Consider the following 23,305-nt stretch of genomic DNA (forward strand, 5'->3'; position numbering starts at 1 on the left):
TCTCAGGTGAGGCGGACGGCGCTAGAGCGTCGGCCGGCCTCCGGCGTCCGGGCCGATCCCGGACGGTTCGAACGTGTTCACCATGGCATGCGCGGCGCGTTCGAGGTAGTCCCACAGCGTCGCCTCCTGGATCGGCGGGAGCCGGGCGTCGTCCACCGCCGCGCGCATGCATCGCAGCCAGCGGTCGCGGGCGTCGGGATCGACGTGGAACGGCATGTGCCGCATCCGCAGCCTAGGGTGATCGCGCTGCTCGCCGTAGGTCGTGGGGCCGCCCCAGTACTGCTCCAGGAACATCCGGAGACGGTCTGCGGCAGGACCGAGATCCTCCTCCGGGTACATCGGCTTCAGTACCGGATCGAGCGCCACCTCGCGATAGAACACCTCGACGAGGCGCTGGAACGTCGCGTGGCCGCCGATCTCGTCGTAGAAGGACACCGGCTCGGTCATCGTTCGTCTCCCGGGTTCTGGGGATCCTGCGGGCTCTGCGGATCGGGAAGCGGTGGCAGGGGAAGGCTCTGCGGCGCGGAGGGTGGAGTCTTCGGCTTCTCCGTCTTCTTCGGCGCAGAGGAGCCCGTGGGTGCCGGCTTGGTGCGCGGCGGCGGGGTGACCGTGGCCGGTTTCTCCCCGGCGGTCTTCTTCTTGCGCCAGAATCCGCGCTCGGGCACCGACGGCGTCGCCACCGGGTTGGGGCGGGTGCGCGGCGGGTTCGCCCCGTGGACCCGCCGGGCGCCTTCGGGGCCGGCGAGCTGGACGGTCGCCATGCTCGGCACGGTCAGGTCCATTCCGAGCACGGTGTCGCGCAGGCGCATCCGCAGCTCCTGGGCGACGTCGTCCATCGCGTTCGTGCGCGTCTTCATGACCACCCTGATGACGAGCGCGTCGCCGTCGATCGACTCGAGTCCCCAGATCTCGGGCTTCTCGATGATGCGGGTGCGCCACTTCGGGTCCTTCGCGAGTCCCTGCGCGGTGGTGAGCAGCGCCTCCTCGACGGCGGGGACGTCCGCATCGGCCGGCACCCCGAGGTCGATGATCGCGCGCGCCCAGCCCTGGGACATGTTGCCGATCCGGGTGATCTCGCCGTTGCGCACGTACCAGAGCGTGCCGTTCGCATCGCGCACCTGCGTGATGCGCACGCTCACGTACTCCACGACGCCGGAGGCGAGGCCCAGATCCACGACGTCGCCGATGCCGACCTGGTCCTCGGCGACGAGGAACATGCCGTTCAGCACGTCCTTGACGATGTTCTGGGCCCCGAAGCCGAGACCCGCGCCGACCGCGGCGGTGAGCAGCGTGAGGGATCCCAGCAGGGTGGGTTCGATGATGTTCACGATCAGGACGACGGCGACCACCACGAGGATGACGTTGACGATGTTCTGCAGGATCGTGCCGAGCGTTCTCGTGCGCTGCACGAGCCGCATGTCGGCGAGCGGGGATCGCTCGAGCGCCCTCGTGTCCGTCACCTCGGCCTTGGACTTGGCGCCGGCGACGATCCTCCGCACGACGCGCCGGATGACGAAGCGGAGGGCGTAGGCGATCATCGCGCATACGACGATCGTCACGACGCTCCACAGCGCCTTCATGCCGATGTCGCCGAGGACGGTGAGGACCTGGGTCCAGGTGTCGGCGGCCTTCTCTGCCTGATTCGCGAGGGGGACGATGTTCATCGCTCCCGATCCTATGACCGCGCCCTTGGCGGGTTCTGAACGGCGACGGCGCTTCCCGGTGATCCGGGCGCCGGGTGGCCCGGAGACGACGAAGGGCCGGGGGAGAGCGAACTCCCTCCGGCCCTTCGAGGCGGTGCGTCAGGCCTGTGCGTCGGCCGTCACGGCCTCGGCGGCCTCCGCATCGCGAGCCTGGGCGGCCAGGGCGCGCTCGACATCGGCGAGGTTCTCGAACACGAGGCGACGCAGCGCAGGAGCGGCGTCCTGGTGGGCGGAGAGCCAGGCGCGGGTCGCGTCGCGCAGGGCGACGTTCGCGAGCGCCTTCGGGTACAGGCCGACGATCAGGTAGTTGGCGACCTGGAACGTGCGGCCCTCCCAGATCGGGAGCAGGGCGTCGAAGTACTGCGGGACGAACGGCTCGAGCAGCGCGACCCCGCCCGGGTGCGTGAAGCCGAGCGCCGCGGAGCGGACGATCGTGTTGGACAGGTCGTCGTGGTCGACGAGGGACGCCCAGGCGGCCTGCTTGTCCTCGGGCGTGGGCAGCGCCGCGCGGGCCTGGGCGGCGAACTCCCCGCCCTTGGCGGTGTTGTCGCTCTCCAGCGCCGCGTCGATCGCGGCGCCGTCGACGGCCCCCACCGTGGCGAGGCCGACGAGCAGCTGCCAGGAGAGGTCGGTGTCGATCGTGAGCCCGTCGAGCGTCAGCGCGCCGTCGCGCAGGCGACGGACGACGTCGGCGTGCTCGGCCGTGGTGAGCGAGTTCGCGAAGGCCGTGACGAACTGCAGCTGGCTGTCCGAGCCGGCCTCGGCGCCCTGGGCGAGCGCCCACAGGCCGTCCGCGACGCGCGTGCGGGCGGCGTCGCGGTGCTCCGGCGTGACGTACAGCGCGGCGGCGGTCTGCAGCTGGCCGAGGGTGGTGCGCACCGTGGTCGACTCGGTCTCGCGGCCGATGTTGCCGAGCACGAGGTCGATGTAGTCGCTCGCCGCGCTCTCGGCGTCGCGGGTCTGGTCCCAGGCCGCGCCCCACACGAGCGAGCGGGCCAGCGGGTCGCTGATGTCGGCGAGGTGCGCGACGGCGGTCGCCAGGGAGCGCTCGTCGAGGCGGATCTTCGCGTAGGCGAGGTCCTCGTCGTTGAGCAGCACCAGGTCGGGACGCTTCAGGCCCTGCAGCTCGGGGATCTCGGTGCGGTCGCCGTCGACGTCCACCTCCACGTGGTGGGTGCGCACGAGGGCTCCCGAGGCGTCGAGGTTGTAGAAGCCGATGCCCAGGCGGTGCGGGCGGATCGTCGGATAGTCGGCGGGGGCGGTCTGGGTGACGGCGAAGCGGGAGATGGACCCGTCTCCGGCCTCGGCGATGACCGGCGCGAGCGTGTTGACGCCGGCGGTCTCCAGCCACTTCTTCGACCAGACCGTGAGGTCGCGGCCGCTGGTCTTCTCCAGCTCGACGAGCAGGTCGCTGAGCTCGGTGTTCTGCCACGAGTGCTTCTTGAAGTACTCGGAGACACCGGCGAAGAACGCCTCGATGCCCACCCAGGAGGCGAGCTGCTTGAGGACGGATCCGCCCTTGGCGTAGGTGATGCCGTCGAAGTTCACCTGCACGTCGTCGAGGTCGTTGATCTCGGCGACGACGGGGTGCGTGGAGGGGAGCTGATCCTGGCGGTAGGCCCAGGTCTTCTCCATCGCGTTGAAGGTCGTCCAGGCCTCGGTCCACTCGGTGGCCTCGGCCGTGGCGATGGTCGACGCCCACTCGGCGAACGACTCGTTCAGCCACAGGTCGTTCCACCACTTCATGGTGACGAGGTCGCCGAACCACATGTGGGCGAGCTCGTGCAGGATCGTGACGACGCGGCGCTCCTTGACGGCGTCGGTCACCTTGCTGCGGAACACGTAGGTCTCGGTGAAGGTCACCGCGCCCGCGTTCTCCATGGCGCCGGCGTTGAACTCCGGCACGAAGAGCTGGTCGTACTTCGCGAAGGGGTACGGGACGCCGAACTTCTCCTCGTAGTAGGCGAAGCCCTCGCGGGTCTTGTCGAAGATGTAGTCGGCGTCGAGGTGCTCCCACAGGCTCTTGCGCCCGTAGACGCCGAGCGGGATCACGGCGCCGGAGGCGCTGGTCAGCTCGGAGAACGTCGCCTCGTAGGGGCCGGCGATGATCGCCGTGATGTACGAGGAGATGCGCGGCGTGGGCTCGAAGCCCCAGGTGGCGACCGCGCCGGCCTGCTCGGATCCGGTTCCGTTGGACGCGTCGTGGTGGATCGGCTCGGGGGTGGGGGAGTTCGAGACGACCTTCCACGCGGCGGGTGCGGTGATCGTGAACTGGAACGTCGCCTTGAGGTCGGGCTGCTCGAACACGGCGAAGACGCGACGGGAGTCGGGCACCTCGAACTGCGAGTACAGGTAGACCTCGCCGTCGACGGGATCCACGAAGCGGTGCAGGCCCTCACCGGTGTTCGTGTACTCGCAGTCGGCGTCGACCACGAGCACGTTCTCGGCCGCGAGGCCGTCCAGGGCGATCCGGGAATCGGCGAAGGCGCCCGTCGGATCGATCTGTTCCCCGTTCAGGGTGATCTCGCGCACCTCGCGCGCGATCAGGTCGATGAAGGTCGAGGACCCCTCGGTCGCGGTGAAGCGCACCACGCTGCGGGATCCGAACACCTCCGTACCCTTGGTCAGGTCGAGCGCGATCTCGTAGGACTCGGTGTCGACGATCGCGCGGCGCTCCTGCGCCTCGATGCGGGTGAGGTTCTCTCCAGGCACTGCTCAGACTCCCAGGGGTGAGGGTTTCGGCCGCAAGATCCGCGCTGCTGGCGCCGGCGGCAACCCTCCCAGCCTACGCCAGAGCGCGTCTCGCACGGTTTCCCGGGTAACCGCGGCGAAAGGAGTCGCGGTGAGGGCGCTCGGCGGCGGCAAAGGAACTTCAGGAGAAGATGGGAGGGTGAGTGCTCGAAACGTGACCGCAGCAACCGTCCCCTTCGCCTCCGCGCCTGCCGCGAGCGGGCCCGAGTTCGTCGAGACCCCCGTCGCCTACGACGGGATCCTGCTCGCAGGATTCGGCGGACCCGAGGGGCAGGACGACGTGATCCCGTTCCTGCGCAACGTCACCCGCGGCCGAGGGATCCCGGATGAGCGCCTGGAGGAGGTCGCGCACCACTACCGGCACTTCGGCGGGGTGAGCCCGATCAACGCGCAGAACCGCGCCCTCAAGGCCGCGCTGGAGGCGGAGCTCGCACGCCGCGGCATCGACCTGCCGGTGTACTGGGGCAACCGCAACTGGGCGCCCTACCTCTCCGACGCGGTGAGCGAGGCGTCCGGCAACGGCGACACGACGCTGCTGGCCTTCGCGACGAGCGCCTACAGCTCGTTCTCCAGCTGCCGTCAGTACCGCGAGGACTTCGCCCGGGTGCTCGAGGAGACCGGTCTCGGCGAGACCGTGACGATCGACAAGATCCGCCCGTTCTACGACCACCCCGGGTTCGTGACGTCCTTCGTGGAGGGCGTGCGGGACGCCATCGAGTCGTTCACCGCCGACGGTGCGGACCCGGCCGCGATCCAGGTCCTGTTCACCACCCACAGCGTGCCGACGGACGACGCGCTGCGCTCCGGCCCTCGCGATGTGGACTGGGGCGCGGGCGGCGCCTACGCCGCGCAGCACGAGGCCGTTGCAGCCTGGGTCATGAGCCGTGTCGCCGAACTCGTGCCGTCCGCCGCCGACGTGCCGTGGGAGCTCGTGTATCAGTCGCGTTCGGGCCCCGCCTCGCAGCCGTGGCTCGAGCCCGACATCTGCGACGTCATCGAGGAGCTGCCCGCGCGCGGGCGCACCGCGGTCGCCGTGGTGCCGCTGGGCTTCGTGAGCGACCACATGGAGGTGCTCTGGGATCTCGACACCGAGGCGAAGGACGCGGCCGCCGAGGCAGGGCTCGCTTTCGTGCGCACGCCGACGCCCGGAGTCTCGGACTCCTTCGTCGCGGGGATCGTGGACCTCGTCCTGGAGCGTCTCGAGGGCCGCCCGGTCGCGGACCGCGCGCACGTCACCGCGCTCGGTCCGGCGTTCGACGTGTGCCGCCCCGGCTGCTGCGAGAACATCCGCGCAGGGTTCAAGCCGGCCGCCGCCGGCATCGCGCCCTGAGCCGCCCGCGGGGGAGCGCCGTCACGCCGCCCCGCTGCGCAGACGGCGCTCCGTAGGATTGGGGCATGCGCATCCACATCGCCACCGATCACGCCGGCCTCGAGTTCTCCACCCAGCTGCAGCACCACCTCGCCGAGGCCGGGCACGAGGTCGTGGATCACGGCCCCGTCGAGTACGACGCCCTGGACGACTACCCGGCGTTCTGCATCCGCGCGGCTCAGGCGACCATCGCCGACCAGCGCGCCGGCGTCGATGCGCTCGGCGTCGTCTTCGGCGGATCGGGCAACGGCGAGCAGATCGCGGCCAACAAGGTCGAGGGGATCCGCGCCGCCCTGGTGTGGAGCATCGCGACCGCCGAGCTCGCCCGGGAGCACAACGACGCCAACGTCATCGCGATCGGGGCGCGCCAGCACACCTTCGAGGAGGTGGCCGGCTTCATCGACCGCTTCATCGCCACGCCGTTCTCGGGCGAGGAGCGCCACGTGCGCCGGATCGCGCAGATCGCCGACTTCGAGCGCGACGGCTCGCTGCTCCCGGATCCGCGCGCCTGATGCCCGAGGGCCATTCCGTCCACCGGATCGCGCGGCAGTTCGCCCGCAACTTCGTCGGCAAGGCCGTGTCCGCGTCGAGTCCGCAGGGACGATTCGCGGAGGGGGCGGCGCTGCTCGACGGTCGCGTGGTGGAGAGCGTGCAGGCGGTCGGCAAGCAGATGTTCCTCGAGACCGAGGGCGATCTCTGGCTGCGCGTACACCTCGGGCTCTACGGCGCCTGGGACTTCTCCGGAGAGATCCTCGTGGATCCGACCATCGCCTCGGCGAACGGGCGCATGGGGCAGACGAACCAGCGCGGCACCGATCTCGACGAGACGCCGATCCTGGACGACGACGGCGAGAACTCCCTGGCGTCCATCGGCGCTCCGCGGAAGACCCGGGTGCACGTGCGCATGTCCGAAGCCACGAAGGGGCTGTCGGACGAGGGCGCGGAGTGGCCGCCGCCCGTCGTCGGGCAGGTGCGGCTGCGCCTTCTGACGAATTCGACCTGCGCGGATCTGCGCGGGCCGACGGCCTGCGTCCTGCAGACCCCCGACGAGATGCTCGCGACGGTCGCGAAGCTCGGACCGGATCCGCTCGTGGGCGACGTGGACGAGGGCGAGGAGCGCTTCGTGGCCGCGGTGCGGCGCCGGGGCGTGCCGATCGCGCTCCTGCTCATGGACCAGGCCGTCGTCAGCGGGATCGGGAACGTGTACCGCGCCGAGCTGCTCTTCCGGGCGCGGCTCAACCCGCACACCCTGGGGCGGGACGTGCCGGAGGAGACCGTGCGCGCGCTCTGGCGCGACTGGGTGCGCCTGCTCACGATCGGCGTCGAGACCGGCCAGATGATGACCATGGACGACCTCACGCCCGATCAGTACCGGGCCGCGATGGCCCACCGGGACGACAGGCACTGGGTGTACCACCGCACCGGCCTGCCGTGCCGGGTGTGCGGCACGGACATCGTGCTCGAGGAGATCGGCGCCCGCAAGCTGTACTGGTGCCCCCGCTGCCAGGCGTGACGACGTCGCCGGGGCCGTCGGAGCGCGGGCGACCCTAGGCTGGTCCCATGCGTCAGAACCCGAGCTTCGCCATGACCGATGTCGCCGAGTTGCGGCGGATCATCGCGGCGAATCCCTGGGCGACGCTGGTGGGCCGGGACGAGAACGGCATGACGGCGTCGCACTACGCGGTGCTGCTGGACCCTGACCGTGACGACCTCACCGTCGTCGGGCACGTCGGACGTCCGGACGACATCGTCCTCGGGCTGGGAGCCCAGGAGCTCCTGGTCGTCTTCCAGGGCCCGCACGGCTACATCTCGCCCGGCTGGTACGGCGACGTCGCCGCGGTGCCGACGTGGAACTACGTCGCCGTGCACCTCTCGGGTACGCCGGAACTGCTGGACGCCGAGGAGAACCTGCGCGTGCTGGACCACCTCGTCGATCACTTCGAAAGCCGGCTGGCGGATCCCCGCGGCATGTGGGCCCCGCCGAACGACGCGGCGTTCCTGCGCCGGCTCGAGGCCGGCACCATCGGCTTCCGGCTGACGCCGACCCGCGTCGCCGCCAAGCGCAAGCTCAGCCAGAACAAGCCGGACGAGGTGATCGAGAACGTGATCCTCGAGCTCTCCGGAGACGGCGTCTACGCCGAGCCGCGCCTCGCGGCCGAGATGCGCCGGGCGCACGACGCGCGGCTCGCCGCACGCGATGCGGCGACGGCAGCACCGGCGGCGGAGCGATGAGCGGAGGCAGCATCGCCGCGATCCGCGGTGTGCGCATCACCGGCGCCGGACGGCGACTGCTGGCGGTTGACGGGCCGGTGGACGTGATCCTCGAGGATGGCAGGATCGCCGACGTGGCGCCGACCGGGGCGCTCCCGCTGCGCGGGCCGGTGCTGGAGGGCGACGGCGCCTGGCTCGCGCCGGGCCTGTGGGACCACCATGTGCACACGGTGCAGTGGGCGCTCGCGGCGCAGCGTGAAGACCTGTCGGCGACGACCAGCGCCGTCGAGGCCGCCGCGGCCATGGCGCGTGCTCCGCTGCTGCCGGACGGACGCCGAGTCGGCTCGGGATTCCGGGATGTGCGCTGGACCGACCGCCCGAGCCTCGCGCTGCTCGACGAGGGAAGCGGCGACGTCCCCACCTACCTCATCAACGCCGACGTGCACAGCGTCTGGCTCAACTCCGCGGCGTTCCGGCGCGAGGGCTTCGCGGCGCCCCTCGACGGCGTCCTGCGCGAGGAGGACGCCTTCGAGATCTCCCGTCGGCTGAACGCCGCGGACCCCGCCGTCGCGGACGCCGCCGTGGCCGCTGCGGCGCGGCGTGCCGCCGCGCGCGGGATCGTGGGGATCGTCGATTTCGACATGGCCTGGAACGCCGAGGCGTGGGCCCGGCGCGTCGCCCGGGGCTTCGACACGCATCGCGTCGAGTTCGCGGTCTATCCGCATGACCTCGATCGTGCGATCGCCGAGGGGCTGAGCACCGGGGACGCCCTGGCCGAAGACCCGTGCGGACTGGTCCAGGTCGGCCCCCTGAAGATCATCTCGGACGGTTCCCTCGGCACCCGCACCGCGGCGTGCAGTCACGGCTACGCCGACGATCCGCACAACCACGGGGTGCTCACCGTGCCGCCCGCCGAGCTCCACGACCTGCTGATGCGCGCGACCGGATCCGGCCTCGAGATCGCGCTGCACGCGATCGGGGACGTCGCGGTCACGGCCGCGCTCGACGCCTTCGCCGCGACCGGCGCGCAGGGGACGATCGAGCACGCTCAGCTCGTCCGGCACGGCGACCTCGCGCGGTTCGCACGCCTGGGCGTCGCCGCGAGCGTGCAGCCGCAGCACGCGCTGGACGACCGGGACGCCGCCGACGTGCTGTGGTCGGCGCAGACGGCGATCCCGTATCCGCTGGCATCACTGGATCGCGCGGGTGCGAGCCTGCGGTTCGGCTCCGACGCCCCGGTGGCGCCGCTGGACCCGTGGCAGGCGATCGCCGCGGCGGTGTTCCGCACCGACGACGAGCGGGCCGCGTGGCACCCCGAGGAGCGCATCGACGTCGAGACCGCCCTCGCCGCGAGCGCGCATCGCGGGACCGGAACGGGGGCGGCGGTGCAGCCCGGTGCCGACGCCGATCTCGTGCTGCTCGGCGCCGATCCCTCCACGGCGGACGCGCGGACGCTGCGCTCGATGCCCGTGTCGGCGACCGTCGTCGGCGGATGGGTGACGCACGGGGGATAGCCCCCGGACAGATCCGGCGGTGCGCACCCTGGCCGGCGGGATCGGAGAACGGCATCGTTGAGGTGGGCCCGATCGGCGCCCTTCCCTCACGGACTCAGGAGAACACGATGACCACCGTCACCCGACGGCTCGACGCCCACCCGACCGCACCACCGGCCGCGCCTCGCCGAGGCTACGGACGGGCGTGGGCCGCTGCACCGGGCAATGCGCTGTACCTCGCGGTGCTCTCGCTGCCCCTCGCGATCGTGGCGATGGGGGTGACCTGGTCCGTGTTCGGGCTCGGCATCGGCTCCCTCGTGCTCGTCATCGGCGTGCCGATCCTGGTCGGCTCGCTCTACGTCGCCAGAGGCTTCGCCGAAGCGGAGCGGGCGCTCCTGCGGATGACCGACCACCCGCCGATCGCCGCCCCCGACTGGCGACGCGGGACCCGCGCCGGCGGGCGATGGGCGCGGCTGACGCAGCCGCTGCGCAACGCGCACTACTGGATGGCGCTGCTGTCGGCGCTGCTCGTGCGTCCGATCGTCGCGATCGTCGGATTCGCGTTCGCGATGATCTGGATCGTGCTCGCCCTCGGCGGGCCGACGTACTGGTTCTGGTCGCCGTTCACGGAGAACGGCAGCGCGGAGAAGGTCTGGGTGCCGTGGGCCGTGCAGCACGTCTTCGGCGGCATCGATCCGAACCCGGATCCGCACCGGTGGGCGTCGATGCTCTACCTCGTCGTCGGGCTGGTGTTCCTCGCGACCCTGCCCCTCGTGCTGCGCGGGCTGGTCCGCCTGCACGGCTCCGTGGCCGCTGCGCTGGTGGGTCGCTGGGAGTCGGACGACCTCGCGGCCCAGGTCGTGGGCCTCGACGCCTCGCTCGGCGCGGCGGCGCGCGCCGAGGATGAGGGTCTGCGCCGGCTGGAGCGCGATCTGCACGACGGTCCGCAGCAGCGCCTGGTGCGCCTGCAGATGGATCTCGCGGCCCTCGAGCGCCGCGCGGCCGACGGGGACGCCGAGGCGGTCGCCGCGCTCGCCCAGGAGTCACGCGGACACGCGCAGGCCGCACTCGACGAGTTGAGGGCTCTGGCCGGCGGGGTCGCCCCGCCGCTGCTCCAGGATCGCGGGCTCGCCGAGGCGATCGCGGCCCTGGCGGCGGCGAGCCCGCTCCCGGTGCACGCGTCCGTCGGCCCGGACGTCGCCCCGGCCCTGAGTCCGGAGGCGGCGCGGAACCTGTACTTCGTGGTCGCGGAGCTGCTCACGAACGTGGCGAAGCACGCCGGCGCCCGGAGCGCGGCGGTCGCCGCGATGCGGGACGGGGACGAGGTGCGCCTGACGGTGCAGGACGACGGGCACGGCGGCGCCGAGCCGCGCAGCGGGGGAGGCCTGGAAGGGCTCGCGCGCCGGGTGCAGGGCATGCGGGGGACGCTGCACCTCGACAGCCCCGTCGGAGGGCCCACGATCGTGACGGTCGAGGTTCCGGTCTCGGCGTAGCGGGAGCGCGCGGCGGAGCCGTCCCGGACGCCCCCTAGTCTGAAGGGCGTGACCGATCAGGAGACTCCGCTGCGCGTGATCCTCTTCGAGGACTCGATCCTCCTGCGCGAGGGCCTGGTGCGGCTGTTCGCCGAGGCCGGGTTCGAAACGGCGGGCGCGTTCGACGACGCCGAGGACGTGGTCGCCCGCACGCGCGACGCCGGCGCGCAGGTGGCCGTCCTCGACGTGCGGATGCCGCCGACCTTCCGCGACGAGGGCATCCGTGCGGCGCTCGCGCTGCGGGCGGCGCTGCCCGAGGTAGGCGTCCTGGTGCTGAGCCAGTACGTCGAGGGCGTCTACGCCCGTGAGCTGCTCGGCGCGGGGGAGGGCGGTGTGGGATACCTGCTGAAGGACCGGGTGACGTCGCTGGAGGAGCTCTCCGCGGCGGTGCGCCAGGTCGGCCGCGGGGGCACGGTGCTCGATCCGCGCGTGGTGCAGCAGCTCATGCGCACGGGGCCGGATCCGCTCGGTGCGCTCACCCCGCGCGAGCGCGAGGTCCTCGAGTCGATGGCGGAGGGGCGCAGCAACGTGGCGATCGCCGGCCAGATGGGCATCGGCGTGGGCGCCGTGGAGAAGAACATCTCGGCGATCTTCGCGAAGCTCGGACTGGAGGACTCCGGCACCGCCCACCGGCGCGTGCTGGCGGTGCTCGCCTATGTGCAGAACGACCCCCGTCCCTGAGCGGGGCGGGGGTCGTTCGCGAGGTGCGGTGGTGCGTCAGGCCGCGACGTGCGAGACCAGGAACCAGCGGTCCTTCTCGAGACCGCGCTGGATCTCGATCGCGACGTCCTGGCTGGTGAGGTCGATCTCGTCGAGGCCCTCGACGGCGGCCTTCACGTTCACGAGGATCGCGTCGATGTCGGCGATCACGGCGCGGACGAGGTCGTCCGAGCGCGTGAAGCCGGCGGGGACCTGAGTGGCCCCGGCCTTCTCGGCGACGACCGCGGCGCGGGCGTCGATCGGCAGCCCCAGGGCGACGATGCGCTCCGCGGCGGTGTCGGCGAAGTCGCCGACGTGGTCGACGATCACGTCGAGCAGCTCGTGCACGCCGACGAAGTTCGCGCCGCGCACGTGCCAGTGCGCCTGCTTGCCGTTCAGGGTGAGCGCCTGCAGACCGAGCACGACCGGGGTGAGGAACTGCGCGGCGCCGGCGGCGACGGTCGGGTCGACGGACGTTGCGGTGATGGTCTCGGCGTTGCTCATGATGTCTCCTCGGTGATCGTTCGGATCCGTGCCTGCTGATGTCTTGACCCCAACGCTACTCAGCTCAGAATGTTCCGCAAGCAAGCTGAGGCAACGCTAACTCGCAGATCACATGGCAATTCGGCAAGGCTAGCCTTTCCTGTGGATCCCGGTGCGCACCGCGTGGAGGACGGGAGTGCGGACAGATCCGGGATACCTTCGTCAGGTGGCATCAGCTGGTACCCCCTCTCGTGCGGCCCTGCGTCGTACCCGAACGTCCGCCGCGCAGAAGGTCGGATCGAACTTCATCCCCCATGTGCAGGGGCTGCGCGCGATCGCGGTGCTGGCCGTCGTTCTGTATCACTTCTGGCCGGGACGGCTGAGCGGCGGGTACGTCGGCGTCGACATCTTCTTCGTGATCTCCGGCTTCCTCATCACGGCGCACCTGGCACGCGAGCTGAACGCCACAGGCCGGGTGAACCTCGGCCAGTTCTGGGCGCGGCGCGCACGGCGTCTGCTGCCCGCGTCGCTGCTCGTGCTGCTGTTCTGCGCGATCGTGGCGGCGATCCCCGTGCTCTCGCCGCTGTCCCAGCTCCCCGCCGAGCTGCAGGAGATCGTCGCCTCGACGTTCTACGTGGAGAACTGGTTCCTGGCGCTGAACTCCGCCGACTACCTCGCGCACTCGGGCGACCCGACCATGGTGCAGCACTACTGGTCGCTCTCGCTGGAGGAGCAGTTCTACGTGCTCTGGCCGCTGATCATGCTCCTCGCGGCATGGATCGCGGTGAAGTACTTCCGCGGCTCGCGGCTGCGTGCGGCCGCGATCGCGATCGGCGTCGTCTCGGTGGCGTCGTTCGCGTTCTGCGTGTGGTTCACGGCCACGAATCCCGCACCGGCGTACTTCGTGACCTTCGGGCGCATGTGGCAGTTCGGTGTGGGCGCGGTGATCGCGCTCGTGCCGCGTCTGCGCGTGAGCAACGCGATCGGCAGCTTCATCCTGGGCTGGGGCGGCATCATCGTATTGCTCGTCGTCATCTACCGCTTCGACGGTCAGACCCCGTTCCCGGGCTACATGGCCGCGATCCCGACCCTCGCGGCGGCGGCGATCATCGCCGCCTCGAACACGGAGCGCTGGTGGTATCCGACCCGCATCCTGGCGATCCGCCCGATGCGCTTCACCGGCGACATCTCCTACAGCCTGTATCTGTGGCACTGGCCGCTCATCATCATCGCGCCGTCGGTGCCGTTCTGGGGCCTCTCGATCTATCACCGCGTGGCGCTCGTCGGCATCTGCTTCCTGCTCGCCTGGCTCACGAAGAAGTTCGTGGAGGATCCGACGCGGATGTGGAAGCCCCTGACCTCCCGCAAGCCCCGGCTCTCGCTGTGGGCATCGCTGGCCGCCATGGTGATCGTCGCGGGCACGGCCGGCGCCGGGTGGGCTGCGAACGCGGGCACCTACCAGCAGGGGGTGCAGGCGATCGCCGACCTCCGGGCCAACCCGCCGGCCTGCTTCGGCGCCGCGGTGATCCTCGACGAGTCCTGCGCAGGGACGAAGACCGACCAGATCCTGCCCGCGCCCGGATTCGCCGGCGTGGATCGCCCCGAGCAGTCGCAGTGCTTCGTGCAGCTCAACGATGCCCGCCCGGTCTCGTGCGAGTTCGGATCCAAGGATCCGAAGGCCAAGCAGATCGCACTCATCGGAGACAGCCACGCCTACCAGCTGCTGACGACGTTCCAGGGCATCGCCGAGAAGGAGGGGTGGCATCTCACCACCTACTTCAAGGGCGCGTGCCCGTGGAACACCACGCCGCTGTCCACCGGAGGCGCCTTCGGCGATGCCTGCACGCAGTACCGGGCCGCCGTGGCCAAGCAGCTCGAGGGCAAGCACTTCGACGCGATCTTCACCGCGGCGCTCTCCACCACGCCCTATGCGGCGGGGGAGCACGCCTCGTCCTACGACGCCGCGGTGGCCGGCTATCGGGAGGCGTGGGCGACGCAGACGTCCCAGGGCACGCCGGTGATCACCGTGGTCGACAACCCGGTGTGGGAGACCGACCCGAACAAGTGCCTGCGCACGCGGGCGCAGAGCGCCTGCGACGGAGCGCGATCCGACCTGCTGACCGAGAAGGATCCGCTGCGCGAGGCTGCGGCGGGGCAGAAGGACGTCACCCTCCTCGACTTCACGAAGGTGTTCTGCGACGACGAGACCTGCCGGGCGGTCGTGGGCGGGGCGAACATCTACCGCGATCAGGACCACATCACGGTGACGTTCGCCAACTCGCTCGCCCCGCAGTACACGGCGGCGTTGAAGGCGGCGATGGGGATCGGCTGACGGCCGGTCCCGGGCGGGACGGATAGGGTCGCGGTATGAGCGACGCCACGATCCTGTCCCTGCCCGATCGCACCCCCGTCATCGCCCCGTCGGCGTTCCTCGCCTCGGGGGCGAAGATCATCGGCGCGGTGACCCTCGGCGAGGGCTCGAGCGTCTGGTACAACGCGGTGCTGCGCGCGGACTCCGCGGAGATCAGGATCGGAGCGGGCAGCAACGCGCAGGACAACGTCTCGGTGCACGTCGACGCAGGGCACGGCGTCCTGATCGGCGACGACGTCTCGATCGGGCACAACGCGGTGGTGCACGGCTGCACGATCGGGGACGGATCGCTGATCGGCATGGGGGCCGTGGTGCTGAGCGGTGCGATCATCGGATCCGAGTGTCTCATCGCGGGCGGCGCGCTCGTGCTGGGCGGCACGGAGGTGCCGGACGGGTCGATGGTGGCGGGCGTTCCCGCCAAGGTGCGCCGCGCGCTCACTGCCGAGGAGCGGGAAGGTCTGCGCCGGAACGCGCGGATCTACCGCGAGCACTCGACCCAGCACCGCGAGGCGCGTCCGCTCTAGCGCCGCGCGCACGACGTCGCCGTCGCCCGGTAGTCTCGACTGTGCGGGGCGGTGGCCAAGCTGGTGAAGGCAGTGGGCTCATAACCCAACGATCGCGGGTTCAAGTCCCGCCCGCCCCACGCCGACATGCTGACGGGAGTCTGCGACTCCGAGCCGGGTTGCCCCGCCGTATTCCCTCCGGATCGAGGCGGGGCAGCCCGGCTCTTCTCGTCAGTGCTCCGTCGCGTCCCTCAGGTGCTCGCCGGCCCTCTTCGCGTCGTCCTTGAGGTTCTCGCCGGCCTCCTTGAGGTCGGCCTTGGCCTGGTCCAGCTTGCCCTCGTTCTCGAGCTTCTCGTTGTCGGTGACCTTGCCGGCCGCCTCCTTGGCCTTTCCCGTCAGCTTCTCGGCGGTGTTCTTCATGTGGTCTGCAGCGCTCATGGGCCTGCTCCTCTCCTGTGGGTCGATGAGCACAGACTCGCAGGCGGCCACCGGCCGGTCGACGGGGTTGACGAGGCGTCGGCCGGTCGCTACAAGGGGCGGTACTGCTTACCCTTGTTGTTACGTAACTGATCAGGTACATTGTCGGTCATGGATGCCGTGCTGCAGGCCCTCGCCGACCCGAGTCGACGGGTGGTGCTCGGGATCCTGCGTGATCATGAGGCCACGGCGGGCGAGCTCGCCGATGCACTGCCCATCGCGCGGCCCGGCGTCTCCCGGCACCTGCGCGTGCTGCGTGAGGCGGGTCTGGTCGACGTGCGGCAGGACGCGCAGCGGCGGATCTACCGCCTGCGCCCGGAGGCGCTCTCCGGTATCGACGAGTGGCTCGCCGACTATCGCGACCTGTGGGTCCAGCGTCTCGACGCGCTGCACACCGAGATCGCACGAGGGAAGAGGGACGACGCATGATGGACACCGGGATGATGTGGGACATCGACGACGCTCACGGCGGTATCCGCGTCGAGGAGGTGTACGACACCGATCTCGAGGACCTGTGGCGGGCCTGCACCGATCCGGCGCGACTCGCGCGCTGGATCGTTCAGGTGACGGGGGAACTGAGACCCGGAGGCATGCTGGAGGCCACCTTCACCAGTACCTGGACCGGCCGCATGCGGATCGAGGTATGCGATGCCCCTCGGCATCTCCTGCTCACGCAGCAGCCGGGCACTGAGGAGGAGACCGTGATCGAGGCCTGGTTGCAGGAGGAAGGCACGCAGTCGCGACTGATCGTGGAGGAGCGCGGATTGGGGTCCGGCGTGCTGCATTTCCACGCGGCCGGCTGGCAGGTGCACCTCGAGGATCTCGCCCGTTCGCTGCGCGACCCCGCAGGCGCCCATCCGGACGGCTGGTCGGCGGAGGCGCCCGCCGCGGCCTGGCAGGCCCGCTGGCGGGACCTCCTCCCCGTCTACGCATCGTCCCGGGGCGTCTGAGGGTGCGGCGGGTCAGCGTGTGCGGCGGTCCTGCGCGAGTCCGATGAGGTGCTCGAGTACGGGGCCGGAGCGCAGCCCGTTGTGCTCGTGCTCGCTCGTCACCCACAGGCGCACTCCGGGCAGCAGTCCGGCCGTCTCCAGCGAGTACTCCAGGGGCACGTACGGGTCGTTGACGTACACCGCCGCAGCGCCCTTGGCCTCCGACGCGACGAGGGCTTCGGGCGCGTAGATCTCCGGCCATTCATGCTGGGCCAGGGCCAGGGACACGTCGCGCCACGGACGGAACGCGGGGACCGTCTCGGTCCACTCCCGGCGGATGTGCTCGCCGGTGAACAGCGTGACGTCCTCGAGGAAGTCGGCGGGCTCCACCCGCTCCGCGGACCATCCGGTCACGTGGCCGTTCGCGTAGCTGGACTCGTGGAAGACGAAGTAGAGCGGGTTGCGCCCGTCGAACGGCATGGCTGCGGCGAGGTCGTACCGGAACGCATTGGTGTCGGGGGCGAGCTCGAGCAGCTGCCAGAGCGTCTGCCAGCCGTCGTTGGTGCCCAGCGCCGAGCCCACCGAGCGCAGGCGCGAGGGCGAGACGACCTCGCCGTCGGGCAGCACGATCCCGCCCGCTGCCGCGAGGTCGACGAGGCGACGCATGCGATCCCGATGCTCGGGGAAGCGCCGGTAGTAGCGCTCGGACGCGTCGCGCATCTTGTCGTAGCAGAGCGCGTAGACCTCGTCCGGGGTGCGGGTGACCGTGCTGAGCCCGCCGGTGAGATAAGCGGCGTCGATCGAAGAGGCGGCGGCCGATAGGTAGGCCAGTGTCGTGAACCCGCCGAAGGACTGTCCGAGCACGTTCCAGCGGTCGGCGCCCAGGTGCGCGCGCAGGGCCTCGCAGTCGCTCACGATGGCATCGGCGCGCAGGTGGGTGAGGTGCTCGGCGACGGCCTCGGCACCGCGGTCGAGGATGCCGTCGGATACCGGGGTCGATCGTCCGGTGCCGCGCTGGTCGATCAGGACGACGCGGTAGTGCTCCAGCGCCTGGTCGAGCCAGGCGGGGCCGGCCGGCGCGTGCAAGGCGCGGGGCGCCTCGTGGCCGGGGCCGCCCTGCAGGAACACGAGGTACGGCAGCGACTCCCCGCCCGTTCGGGTCACCACGGAGGCGAACACGTCGATCGTGCGGGTGTCCGCGGGATCGGACCACACCAGCGGCACGGTGAGCGTGTGCTCTTCGATGGACAGGTCCATCATGCGGCGGCGAAGGACAGGGGCGGCAGAGATCGTCATCACATCACATTCCCGATGTAGGAGTACTTCACGAACACTTCGGCGGCGAGACCCGACTCCTCCAAGAGGCCCTGCACCGCACTCATCATGTATTTCGAGTCCCACCCCATGTAGAGGAAATGGCCCTCGTCGAGCTGATCCCAGGCGCCGTTCCAGGCCTTCTCGGCGTAGATCGGGCCGCCGTTGCGGGCGTTGAAGGCCTCGAGGGCTTCGCGGGTGTCCGTCCATCCGCGGCGGAAGACGCGGTTGAACAGGTACTTCACATCGGGCACGTCCCAGCGCTCTCCGCGATACTCGACGTACTCGAACTCGCGCTCCCAGCCGGCCGGCCAGCCGCGACGGCGCACCGCGTCGAGGATCGGCGTGAGGCCGTCGTCGTCGATCTCGGTGACGGCCGGGCGCCGCCAGATGCTCAGGAACGCATCCGTCAGCGCCGCGGTGCGCTGCGAGATCGCGGCGGTGCCCCACGCGTCGAGCTCGGCGAGTGCGGACGTGCCGGGGATCCGGCTTCGACGGTACGCCTCGCGCTTGCTGGGGAAGGAGTCGCCGAAGACGCGCTCGGCCAGCGACTCCTCGATCAGCGTGAGGTTGCCGAGCGTCGACGCGAGCGCGCGATGGCTGTTCTGCTCGTCCTCGGTGTACTCGCTCCAGAGGCGAACGCCGTCGCCGGACCAGTTGTTGTGCGGGGCCGGGGGCACCACGTACTCGACGTCGTATCCCTCCGGGTCCGCGAGCCCCTCGAGACGGCCCAGCACATAGAGCGCATGCGGGAGATCCGCGAACTTCAGGGCGACCCTGATGCGCTCGTCCGAGGGGGTGATCCGCGCGAACGCCTTCAGCAGTTCGTCCGGGCCCTCGGCTCTGGCGCGGCAGAGGCGGGCGATCAGCCGGTCGGTGGGAACGCCGACCACGGCGCGGCGCAGCAGCAGGGACTGGATGCGCTCCAGGGTGCGGATGAGCTCGTCCTTCGTGATGAGACTGTGCCGGTGGTCCCGATAGGCGCTCATGACGAGCGGATAGGTCGCGCGGCCGAAGGTGTTCACGTACGCGAGCTGCCGGCGGATCTCCGGATCCGGCTCCGTCGCCGGATCCAGCAGCACGCCGTAGATCTCCGCGTACTCGCGCCACACGCTCGCCTGTGCCCGGAGCGTCTCGAGATCGGGCCGCGGGAACTCGTGGCGGAACGCGCTGTAGACGCCGTGCTCGCCGGCGACGGCGACCTCGCGTCCCGTCGTCATGATCAGGTAGTGCCGCCAGAAGGCGCCGATGGCCTGGCCGGTGCGGCGCTCGATCGGCAGCCAGAACTCGTCCTCGACCTGCTGCTGCTCGGAGTGCGACAGGCCCATGAGCACGTAGTTGTGGATCAGCTCGTGGTCGCGCAGCGGTTCGCCGGTGGAGTTCAGGCTCTCGAAGATCTGCTGAGCGCTGGCCGCCGCGCCGAGGGTGATCGCGACGTGCTCGAGCTTCTGCAGGCCCCGCCAGATCCGGGGAGCCTCGTCGGCGTGCACCTGGGAGCGGAAGAAGGCGTAGTTGTCGTCGAAGCGGGACTCCTGCTGTCCCGGAGCGCGCCGATCGAGCACGACCGACTCGAAGAGACCCGCCCAGGCCTCATGCGGTCGCAGCTTGGTGCGTCCGGAGTCGCCGGGACGCACCAGGACGCGCTCGAGCTCGGCCGCGAGGGCCGGATCGGTCTCCCGCACCGTGTGGTGCAGGGCGGCGATGAGCAGCATCAGCGTGGTGATGCGCTGCTGCCCGTCGATGAGGATGAGGTCGGCCTCCGCGTGAGCGTCGTCCTCGGCGGAGAGGATGGATCCGATGAAGTGGCGGTGGGCGTCGTCCTCGTCCGCGACGGAGCGGATGTCGGTCAGGAGCTTCTCGCAGCCGCCGATGTCCCAGCGGTACTGCCGCTGATAGACGGGGACGACGATCGTGGTCGCGGGGGAGGAGAGCCACTCGATCGTAGAGACTGCGGTTGCTTCGACGTTCGTGGCCGTGCTCATGCTGCTGTGCTTCTCCTCGGATCCGGGCTGCGTACCCAGTCTATTCAGCGGCCGGAGGGCGCCGGATATTCACGGCTCGGTCCCCGGGGGCGTCTGAGGGCCGCTGTTAGGCTGTCCTAAGGAGGGCCTGTTAAAACGTGCTGGCCCCTTATGAAAGGACATGACTCGCTCATGGCATACATCAAGTCCGCCGCCCTCGAGGACAAGGGCTTCGTCGTCCTCGACAGCTACAACCAGGAGCTCGACCCCAAGGAGTGGCTCGACATCGAGTACAACGACTGGAAGTCGTCGGGCGACACCCGTTTCGCGCCGCTCGCATCCGCCAAGGGCGAGATCGAGTGCAACGGCTTCTGGAATCACGTGCCCCCGCGCACGGACAAGGACGGCGTCTGGATCGACGAGCAGACGTCCAAGGCGCCGAACCTCACGCGCCGCGCGCAGGAGCCGGGCGCGAACGTCGGCCGCTGCCGCGTCATCGAGCTGCAGCCCACGCCCTACGGCGAGTGCCTCTACAACCTGCACCAGGACGACAACAACCGTCTGAACCCCGACGGCACCGGCTGGGTCGTGCGCGGCTTCTTCAACCTCACCGACGACAAGGACAGCTACTTCGTCCTGCGTGAGAACCGCACCGACCCGAGCGTCGAGTACCGCATCGCGCTCCCGGCCGGCGCGCAGCTGATCGTGGACACGCAGCGCCTCTGGCACGCGGCCACCCACAACGGCACCGAGCCGCGCTACTGCCTCATCACCTCGTGGACCTCCGGCCCCGAGCTCGATGCCTACATCGAGAAGTACCACGGTACCCAGGACGTGGAGAACTACGAGGTCGCACAGGAGATCCTCGACGCCGGCTACGAGGAGCAGGCCCGTCGCGACGCCGCCCGCGCCGCGTACTACGCAGCCAAGGGCCAGCAGGAGAAGATCGCGATGAGCGAGGCCTGAGCCTCCTGACTCGCCGGAGCCCGTCGCAGGGCTCCTGTATCACGACCCCCGGCGTCGACGCGCCGGGGGTCGTTTCCTTTTCGCAATGAGTTACATGCTTGTGATTTCGCTGGGTATCGGTGAGAATGGGCGCATAACCGCATACCGCCATGCTTCGCGGATCAGGTCGTAGGGGAAGACGCACCTGATGAAACGGAGAAAGACCATGGCGACAGCACAAGCACGCGGAGTGGTGTACATCCACTCCGCACCGCGCGCGCTCTGCCCGCACCTGGAATGGGCGGTCGGACGCGCTATCGGGCGCGCCGTCAACTTCGAGTGGTCGGAGCAGCCCGTCCTCGACGGCGCCCGCAGGGCGGAATTCTACTGGGACGGACCCGTCGGCACCGGCGCCGCTCTCGCGACCGCGATCCGCGGCTGGGAGCACCTGCGCTTCGAGGTGACCGAGGATCCGACGCCGCGCAGCGACGGCGGCCGCTGGCTGCACACGCCGGACCTCGGCGTGCACTACGCGCAGACCGACGCGGCGGGCAACATCGTCGTGGGCGAGGACCGCATCCGCTACGCGATGGAGATCGCGGCCGGCAGCCCGATCGAGCTGCAGCGCGAGCTCGACGTCGCGCTCGGGTCGGCGTGGGACGAGGAGCTCGAGCCGTTCCGGCACGCGAGCGACGACGCCCGCGTCGTGTGGCTCCACAAAGTGGGCTGAGCCGCTTCGCCGGCGGGACGGCTGAGACAGAAGGACTCGTGTCGCGCTCCTCCCCACGGAGGAAGCGCGACACGAAGGGACGAGGATCGGAGGAGGCGCGACTATCGGGAGTCGGAGAGAGAGGACCCGGAGACCGAGAAAGCGAATCCCCGATCCGCAACCGGAGAGATAACAGAACAGCACAACCGAACAGAACGAGAATCGCCCCGACCACTTCGATGAGGAAGCGACCGGGGCGATTCTCGTGGGAGCCGGCGTCAGCCGTCGTAGGAGCGGATCGCGACGACGGCGTTGTGACCGCCGAACCCGAAGGAGTTGCTGATCGCGAGCTGCGGGCCGTCGCCGAGCGGCTGAGGCTCGCCGGACAGCTTGAACGGGACGGCCGGATCCGGCTCGGTCATGTTGATCGTCGGCGGGGCGACGCGGTCGCGCAGGGCGAGGATCGTGAACACGGCCTCGAGCGCACCGGTGCCGCCGAGCAGGTGCCCGGTGGACGCCTTGGTCGCCGAGACCGGGATCTCGGTGATCCGGTCGCCGAAGACGTTCTTCAGCGCCTCGTACTCGTTCGGGTCGCCGACCGGAGTGGAGGTGGCGTGCGCGTTGATGTGGGTGACCTCGTCCGGCGTGGCGCCCGCCTGGGCGAGCGCCTGCTCGACCGCACGGGTGGCGCCGGCGCCGGTCGGGTCGTTCGCGGTGATGTGGTGCGCGTCGGCGGACACTCCGCCGCCCACGATCTCGGCGTAGATCTTGGCGCCGCGGGCCAGCGCGTGCTCGAGCGTCTCGAGCACGAGGGCGGCGCCGCCCTCGCCCATGACGAATCCGTCACGGTCGATCGCGCCGGGGCGCGAGGCGTGCTCGGGGTCGTCGTTGCGGCGGGAGAGCGCCTGGGCGGAGGCGAAGGACGCCATCGTGATCGGGTGGATCGCGGACTCCGCACCACCGGCGATCACGACATCGGCCAGGCCCTCCTGCAGGTGGTCGAAGGCGTTCGCGATCGACTCCGTGCTGGAGGCGCAGGCACTGACCACGGAGCGGGCGTAGGCCTTCGCGCCGAACTGGAGCGAGAGGTTGCCGGCGCCGGCGTTGGGCATGAGCATCGGGACCGTGAGGGGCATGACCCGGCGCGGTCCCTTCTCGCGCAGCGTGTCCCAGGCGTCCAGCAGCGTCCACAGGCCGCCGATGCCGGTGGCCCAGTCGACACCGAGGCGCTCCGGGGCGACTTCGGGCGCACCCGCGTCCTCCCAGGCCTCGCGGGCCGCGATCAGGGCGAACTGCACGGACGGGTCGAGACGCTTGGCCTCGTGCCGCGGCAGGACCTCCTCGGGCCGGACGGACGCCTCGGCGGCGAAGGTGACCGGGATCTGGTAGGTCTCGATCCAGTCGTGCGTCAGGGTGTGCGTACCGGACACGCCCGCGAGCAGGTTCGCCCAGTTCTCCGGGGCGGTGCCGCCCAGGGCGGACGTGGCGCCGATGCCGGTGACGACGATGCGCTTGGTCATGCGTGGTTCCTTCTGGGAATCGGGTGGGGGAGAGGAGGATGCCACGCCCCGCGGAGAGCGGGGGTGGCATCCGCGGGTGTCACTCCTGGCCGGCGACGATGAAGCTCACGGCGTCACCGACGGTCTTGAGGTTCTTGACCTCGTCGTCGGGGATGGTGACGCCGAACTTCTCCTCGGCGTTGACGACGATCGTCATCATCGAGATGGAGTCGATGTCCAGGTCGTCGGTGAAGGACTTCTCCAGAGCGACCTCCGAGGCGTCGATGCCGGTCTCGTCGGTGATGAGCTCTGCCAGGCCGGCGAGGACCTCGTCGTTGCTGAAAGCCATGATTTCC

22 protein-coding genes and 1 tRNA gene are annotated in these 23,305 nt (G+C 70.4%); 14 read left to right on the forward strand and 9 right to left on the reverse strand.

Going from position 1 to position 23,305, the window contains the following annotated elements; translation table 11 throughout:
* Positions 1-21: 21 nt before the first annotated feature.
* The 3 genes from WFJ17_RS07275 to pepN form a co-directional block, all read right to left on the reverse strand.
* A complete protein-coding gene (locus tag WFJ17_RS07275) occupies positions 22-447 on the reverse strand; it encodes a globin (protein WP_336648056.1) in 426 nt (141 codons plus the stop codon).
* The gene (locus tag WFJ17_RS07280; protein ID WP_374208755.1) at positions 444-1,664 is read right to left on the reverse strand and encodes a mechanosensitive ion channel family protein; all 1,221 of its coding nucleotides are present in this window, start codon (positions 1,662-1,664) and stop codon (positions 444-446) included. The genes WFJ17_RS07275 and WFJ17_RS07280 overlap by 4 nt, the downstream gene beginning before the upstream one ends.
* Positions 1,665-1,802: 138 nt before the next feature.
* Entirely contained in the window at positions 1,803-4,415 is a 2,613-nt protein-coding gene (gene pepN / locus WFJ17_RS07285; protein WP_336648057.1) for an aminopeptidase N, read from the reverse strand.
* A gap of 193 nt (positions 4,416-4,608) precedes the next feature.
* On the opposite strand from pepN, the gene WFJ17_RS07290 reads away from it, so the two are divergent.
* The 7 genes from WFJ17_RS07290 to WFJ17_RS07320 all read left to right on the forward strand — a co-directional run bounded on the left by WFJ17_RS07290 (position 4,609) and on the right by WFJ17_RS07320 (position 11,740).
* The gene (locus tag WFJ17_RS07290; RefSeq protein WP_251439456.1) at positions 4,609-5,784 is read left to right on the forward strand and encodes a ferrochelatase; all 1,176 of its coding nucleotides are present in this window, start codon (positions 4,609-4,611) and stop codon (positions 5,782-5,784) included.
* 65 nt (positions 5,785-5,849) lie between these two features.
* Complete coding sequence (locus tag WFJ17_RS07295) at positions 5,850-6,335, forward strand: ribose-5-phosphate isomerase (protein WP_251439459.1); 486 nt, start codon at positions 5,850-5,852, stop codon at positions 6,333-6,335.
* Positions 6,335-7,336 (forward strand): Fpg/Nei family DNA glycosylase, encoded by a 1,002-nt coding sequence (locus tag WFJ17_RS07300; RefSeq protein ID WP_336648058.1) that lies wholly within the window; start codon positions 6,335-6,337, stop codon positions 7,334-7,336. The genes WFJ17_RS07295 and WFJ17_RS07300 overlap by 1 nt, the downstream gene beginning before the upstream one ends.
* Before the next feature lie 47 nt (positions 7,337-7,383).
* The gene (locus tag WFJ17_RS07305) at positions 7,384-8,055 is read left to right on the forward strand and encodes an FMN-binding negative transcriptional regulator (RefSeq protein ID WP_336648059.1); all 672 of its coding nucleotides are present in this window, start codon (positions 7,384-7,386) and stop codon (positions 8,053-8,055) included.
* On the forward strand, positions 8,052-9,548 hold the full coding sequence (locus WFJ17_RS07310) for an amidohydrolase (protein WP_251439465.1): 1,497 nt from the start codon (positions 8,052-8,054) through the stop codon (positions 9,546-9,548). The genes WFJ17_RS07305 and WFJ17_RS07310 overlap by 4 nt, the downstream gene beginning before the upstream one ends.
* A gap of 107 nt (positions 9,549-9,655) precedes the next feature.
* Entirely contained in the window at positions 9,656-11,020 is a 1,365-nt protein-coding gene (locus WFJ17_RS07315; RefSeq protein ID WP_251439467.1) for a sensor histidine kinase, read from the forward strand.
* A gap of 48 nt (positions 11,021-11,068) precedes the next feature.
* The gene (locus WFJ17_RS07320; RefSeq protein ID WP_442927969.1) at positions 11,069-11,740 is read left to right on the forward strand and encodes a response regulator transcription factor; all 672 of its coding nucleotides are present in this window, start codon (positions 11,069-11,071) and stop codon (positions 11,738-11,740) included.
* 36 nt (positions 11,741-11,776) lie between these two features.
* Here WFJ17_RS07320 and WFJ17_RS07325 read toward each other — a convergent pair whose 3' ends face one another.
* Positions 11,777-12,262 (reverse strand): Dps family protein, encoded by a 486-nt coding sequence (locus WFJ17_RS07325; protein ID WP_336648060.1) that lies wholly within the window; start codon positions 12,260-12,262, stop codon positions 11,777-11,779.
* 205 nt (positions 12,263-12,467) lie between these two features.
* Here WFJ17_RS07325 and WFJ17_RS07330 point away from each other — a divergent pair, with 205 nt between their 5' ends.
* The 3 genes from WFJ17_RS07330 to WFJ17_RS07340 all read left to right on the forward strand — a co-directional run bounded on the left by WFJ17_RS07330 (position 12,468) and on the right by WFJ17_RS07340 (position 15,255).
* Complete coding sequence (locus WFJ17_RS07330) at positions 12,468-14,573, forward strand: acyltransferase family protein (protein ID WP_336648061.1); 2,106 nt, start codon at positions 12,468-12,470, stop codon at positions 14,571-14,573.
* 35 nt (positions 14,574-14,608) lie between these two features.
* Entirely contained in the window at positions 14,609-15,136 is a 528-nt protein-coding gene (locus WFJ17_RS07335) for a gamma carbonic anhydrase family protein (RefSeq protein WP_251439474.1), read from the forward strand.
* 45 nt (positions 15,137-15,181) lie between these two features.
* Positions 15,182-15,255: transfer RNA gene (locus WFJ17_RS07340), tRNA-Ile, on the forward strand.
* Positions 15,256-15,346: 91 nt separating this feature from the next.
* On the opposite strand, the gene WFJ17_RS07345 is transcribed toward WFJ17_RS07340, so the two are convergent.
* Entirely contained in the window at positions 15,347-15,553 is a 207-nt protein-coding gene (locus tag WFJ17_RS07345) for a CsbD family protein (protein WP_292880409.1), read from the reverse strand.
* 150 nt (positions 15,554-15,703) lie between these two features.
* On the opposite strand from WFJ17_RS07345, the gene WFJ17_RS07350 reads away from it, so the two are divergent.
* Together WFJ17_RS07350 and WFJ17_RS07355 are read left to right on the forward strand one after the other, a co-directional pair.
* Positions 15,704-16,021 (forward strand): ArsR/SmtB family transcription factor, encoded by a 318-nt coding sequence (locus WFJ17_RS07350; RefSeq protein ID WP_251439479.1) that lies wholly within the window; start codon positions 15,704-15,706, stop codon positions 16,019-16,021.
* Positions 16,018-16,542 carry an SRPBCC domain-containing protein gene (locus tag WFJ17_RS07355; protein ID WP_336648062.1) on the forward strand — a complete coding sequence of 175 codons (525 nt, stop codon included), beginning with the start codon at positions 16,018-16,020 and terminating at the stop codon, positions 16,540-16,542. Before WFJ17_RS07350 ends, WFJ17_RS07355 begins: the two co-directional genes overlap by 4 nt.
* 12 nt (positions 16,543-16,554) lie before the next feature.
* On the opposite strand, the gene WFJ17_RS07360 is transcribed toward WFJ17_RS07355, so the two are convergent.
* Positions 16,555-17,781, reverse strand: a complete 1,227-nt coding sequence (locus WFJ17_RS07360; RefSeq protein ID WP_336648063.1) for an alpha/beta fold hydrolase — start codon at positions 17,779-17,781, stop codon at positions 16,555-16,557.
* Between the two features lie 35 nt (positions 17,782-17,816).
* Positions 17,817-19,817, reverse strand: coding sequence for a DUF262 domain-containing protein (locus WFJ17_RS07365; RefSeq protein ID WP_336648064.1), 2,001 nt, complete (start codon positions 19,815-19,817; stop codon positions 17,817-17,819).
* Between the two features lie 171 nt (positions 19,818-19,988).
* Between WFJ17_RS07365 and WFJ17_RS07370 the strand changes: the two genes are divergently transcribed.
* Positions 19,989-20,762, forward strand: a complete 774-nt coding sequence (locus tag WFJ17_RS07370) for a hypothetical protein (protein ID WP_251439486.1) — start codon at positions 19,989-19,991, stop codon at positions 20,760-20,762.
* Between the two features lie 205 nt (positions 20,763-20,967).
* The gene (locus tag WFJ17_RS07375; RefSeq protein ID WP_233309964.1) at positions 20,968-21,471 is read left to right on the forward strand and encodes a DUF3145 domain-containing protein; all 504 of its coding nucleotides are present in this window, start codon (positions 20,968-20,970) and stop codon (positions 21,469-21,471) included.
* 257 nt (positions 21,472-21,728) lie between these two features.
* On the opposite strand, the gene WFJ17_RS07380 is transcribed toward WFJ17_RS07375, so the two are convergent.
* On the reverse strand, positions 21,729-22,970 hold the full coding sequence (locus WFJ17_RS07380; protein WP_251439487.1) for a beta-ketoacyl-[acyl-carrier-protein] synthase family protein: 1,242 nt from the start codon (positions 22,968-22,970) through the stop codon (positions 21,729-21,731).
* 79 nt (positions 22,971-23,049) lie between these two features.
* On the reverse strand, positions 23,050-23,298 hold the full coding sequence (locus WFJ17_RS07385) for an acyl carrier protein (RefSeq protein WP_045270633.1): 249 nt from the start codon (positions 23,296-23,298) through the stop codon (positions 23,050-23,052).
* Positions 23,299-23,305 lie beyond the last annotated feature (7 nt).

This window comes from Microbacterium sp. MMO-10, assembly GCF_037148715.1.
Classification (GTDB): domain Bacteria; phylum Actinomycetota; class Actinomycetes; order Actinomycetales; family Microbacteriaceae; genus Microbacterium.

Bases quoted from the DNA above. Each gene is read 5' to 3' on its own strand.
- WFJ17_RS07275 (WP_336648056.1), bottom strand. From the start codon at position 447: ATGACCGAGCCGGTGTCCTTCTACGACGAGATCGGCGGCCACGCGACG.
- WFJ17_RS07280 (WP_374208755.1), bottom strand. From the start codon at position 1,664: ATGAACATCGTCCCCCTCGCGAATCAGGCAGAGAAGGCCGCCGACACC.
- WFJ17_RS07295 (WP_251439459.1), top strand. From the start codon at position 5,850: ATGCGCATCCACATCGCCACCGATCACGCCGGCCTCGAGTTCTCCACC.
- WFJ17_RS07300 (WP_336648058.1), top strand. From the start codon at position 6,335: ATGCCCGAGGGCCATTCCGTCCACCGGATCGCGCGGCAGTTCGCCCGC.
- WFJ17_RS07305 (WP_336648059.1), top strand. From the start codon at position 7,384: ATGCGTCAGAACCCGAGCTTCGCCATGACCGATGTCGCCGAGTTGCGG.
- WFJ17_RS07310 (WP_251439465.1), top strand. From the start codon at position 8,052: ATGAGCGGAGGCAGCATCGCCGCGATCCGCGGTGTGCGCATCACCGGC.
- WFJ17_RS07315 (WP_251439467.1), top strand. From the start codon at position 9,656: ATGACCACCGTCACCCGACGGCTCGACGCCCACCCGACCGCACCACCG.
- WFJ17_RS07325 (WP_336648060.1), bottom strand. From the start codon at position 12,262: ATGAGCAACGCCGAGACCATCACCGCAACGTCCGTCGACCCGACCGTC.
- WFJ17_RS07335 (WP_251439474.1), top strand. From the start codon at position 14,609: ATGAGCGACGCCACGATCCTGTCCCTGCCCGATCGCACCCCCGTCATC.
- WFJ17_RS07345 (WP_292880409.1), bottom strand. From the start codon at position 15,553: ATGAGCGCTGCAGACCACATGAAGAACACCGCCGAGAAGCTGACGGGA.
- WFJ17_RS07350 (WP_251439479.1), top strand. From the start codon at position 15,704: ATGGATGCCGTGCTGCAGGCCCTCGCCGACCCGAGTCGACGGGTGGTG.
- WFJ17_RS07355 (WP_336648062.1), top strand. From the start codon at position 16,018: ATGATGGACACCGGGATGATGTGGGACATCGACGACGCTCACGGCGGT.
- WFJ17_RS07360 (WP_336648063.1), bottom strand. From the start codon at position 17,781: ATGATGGACCTGTCCATCGAAGAGCACACGCTCACCGTGCCGCTGGTG.
- WFJ17_RS07365 (WP_336648064.1), bottom strand. From the start codon at position 19,817: ATGAGCACGGCCACGAACGTCGAAGCAACCGCAGTCTCTACGATCGAG.
- WFJ17_RS07370 (WP_251439486.1), top strand. From the start codon at position 19,989: ATGGCATACATCAAGTCCGCCGCCCTCGAGGACAAGGGCTTCGTCGTC.
- WFJ17_RS07375 (WP_233309964.1), top strand. From the start codon at position 20,968: ATGGCGACAGCACAAGCACGCGGAGTGGTGTACATCCACTCCGCACCG.
- WFJ17_RS07380 (WP_251439487.1), bottom strand. From the start codon at position 22,970: ATGACCAAGCGCATCGTCGTCACCGGCATCGGCGCCACGTCCGCCCTG.
- WFJ17_RS07385 (WP_045270633.1), bottom strand. From the start codon at position 23,298: ATGGCTTTCAGCAACGACGAGGTCCTCGCCGGCCTGGCAGAGCTCATC.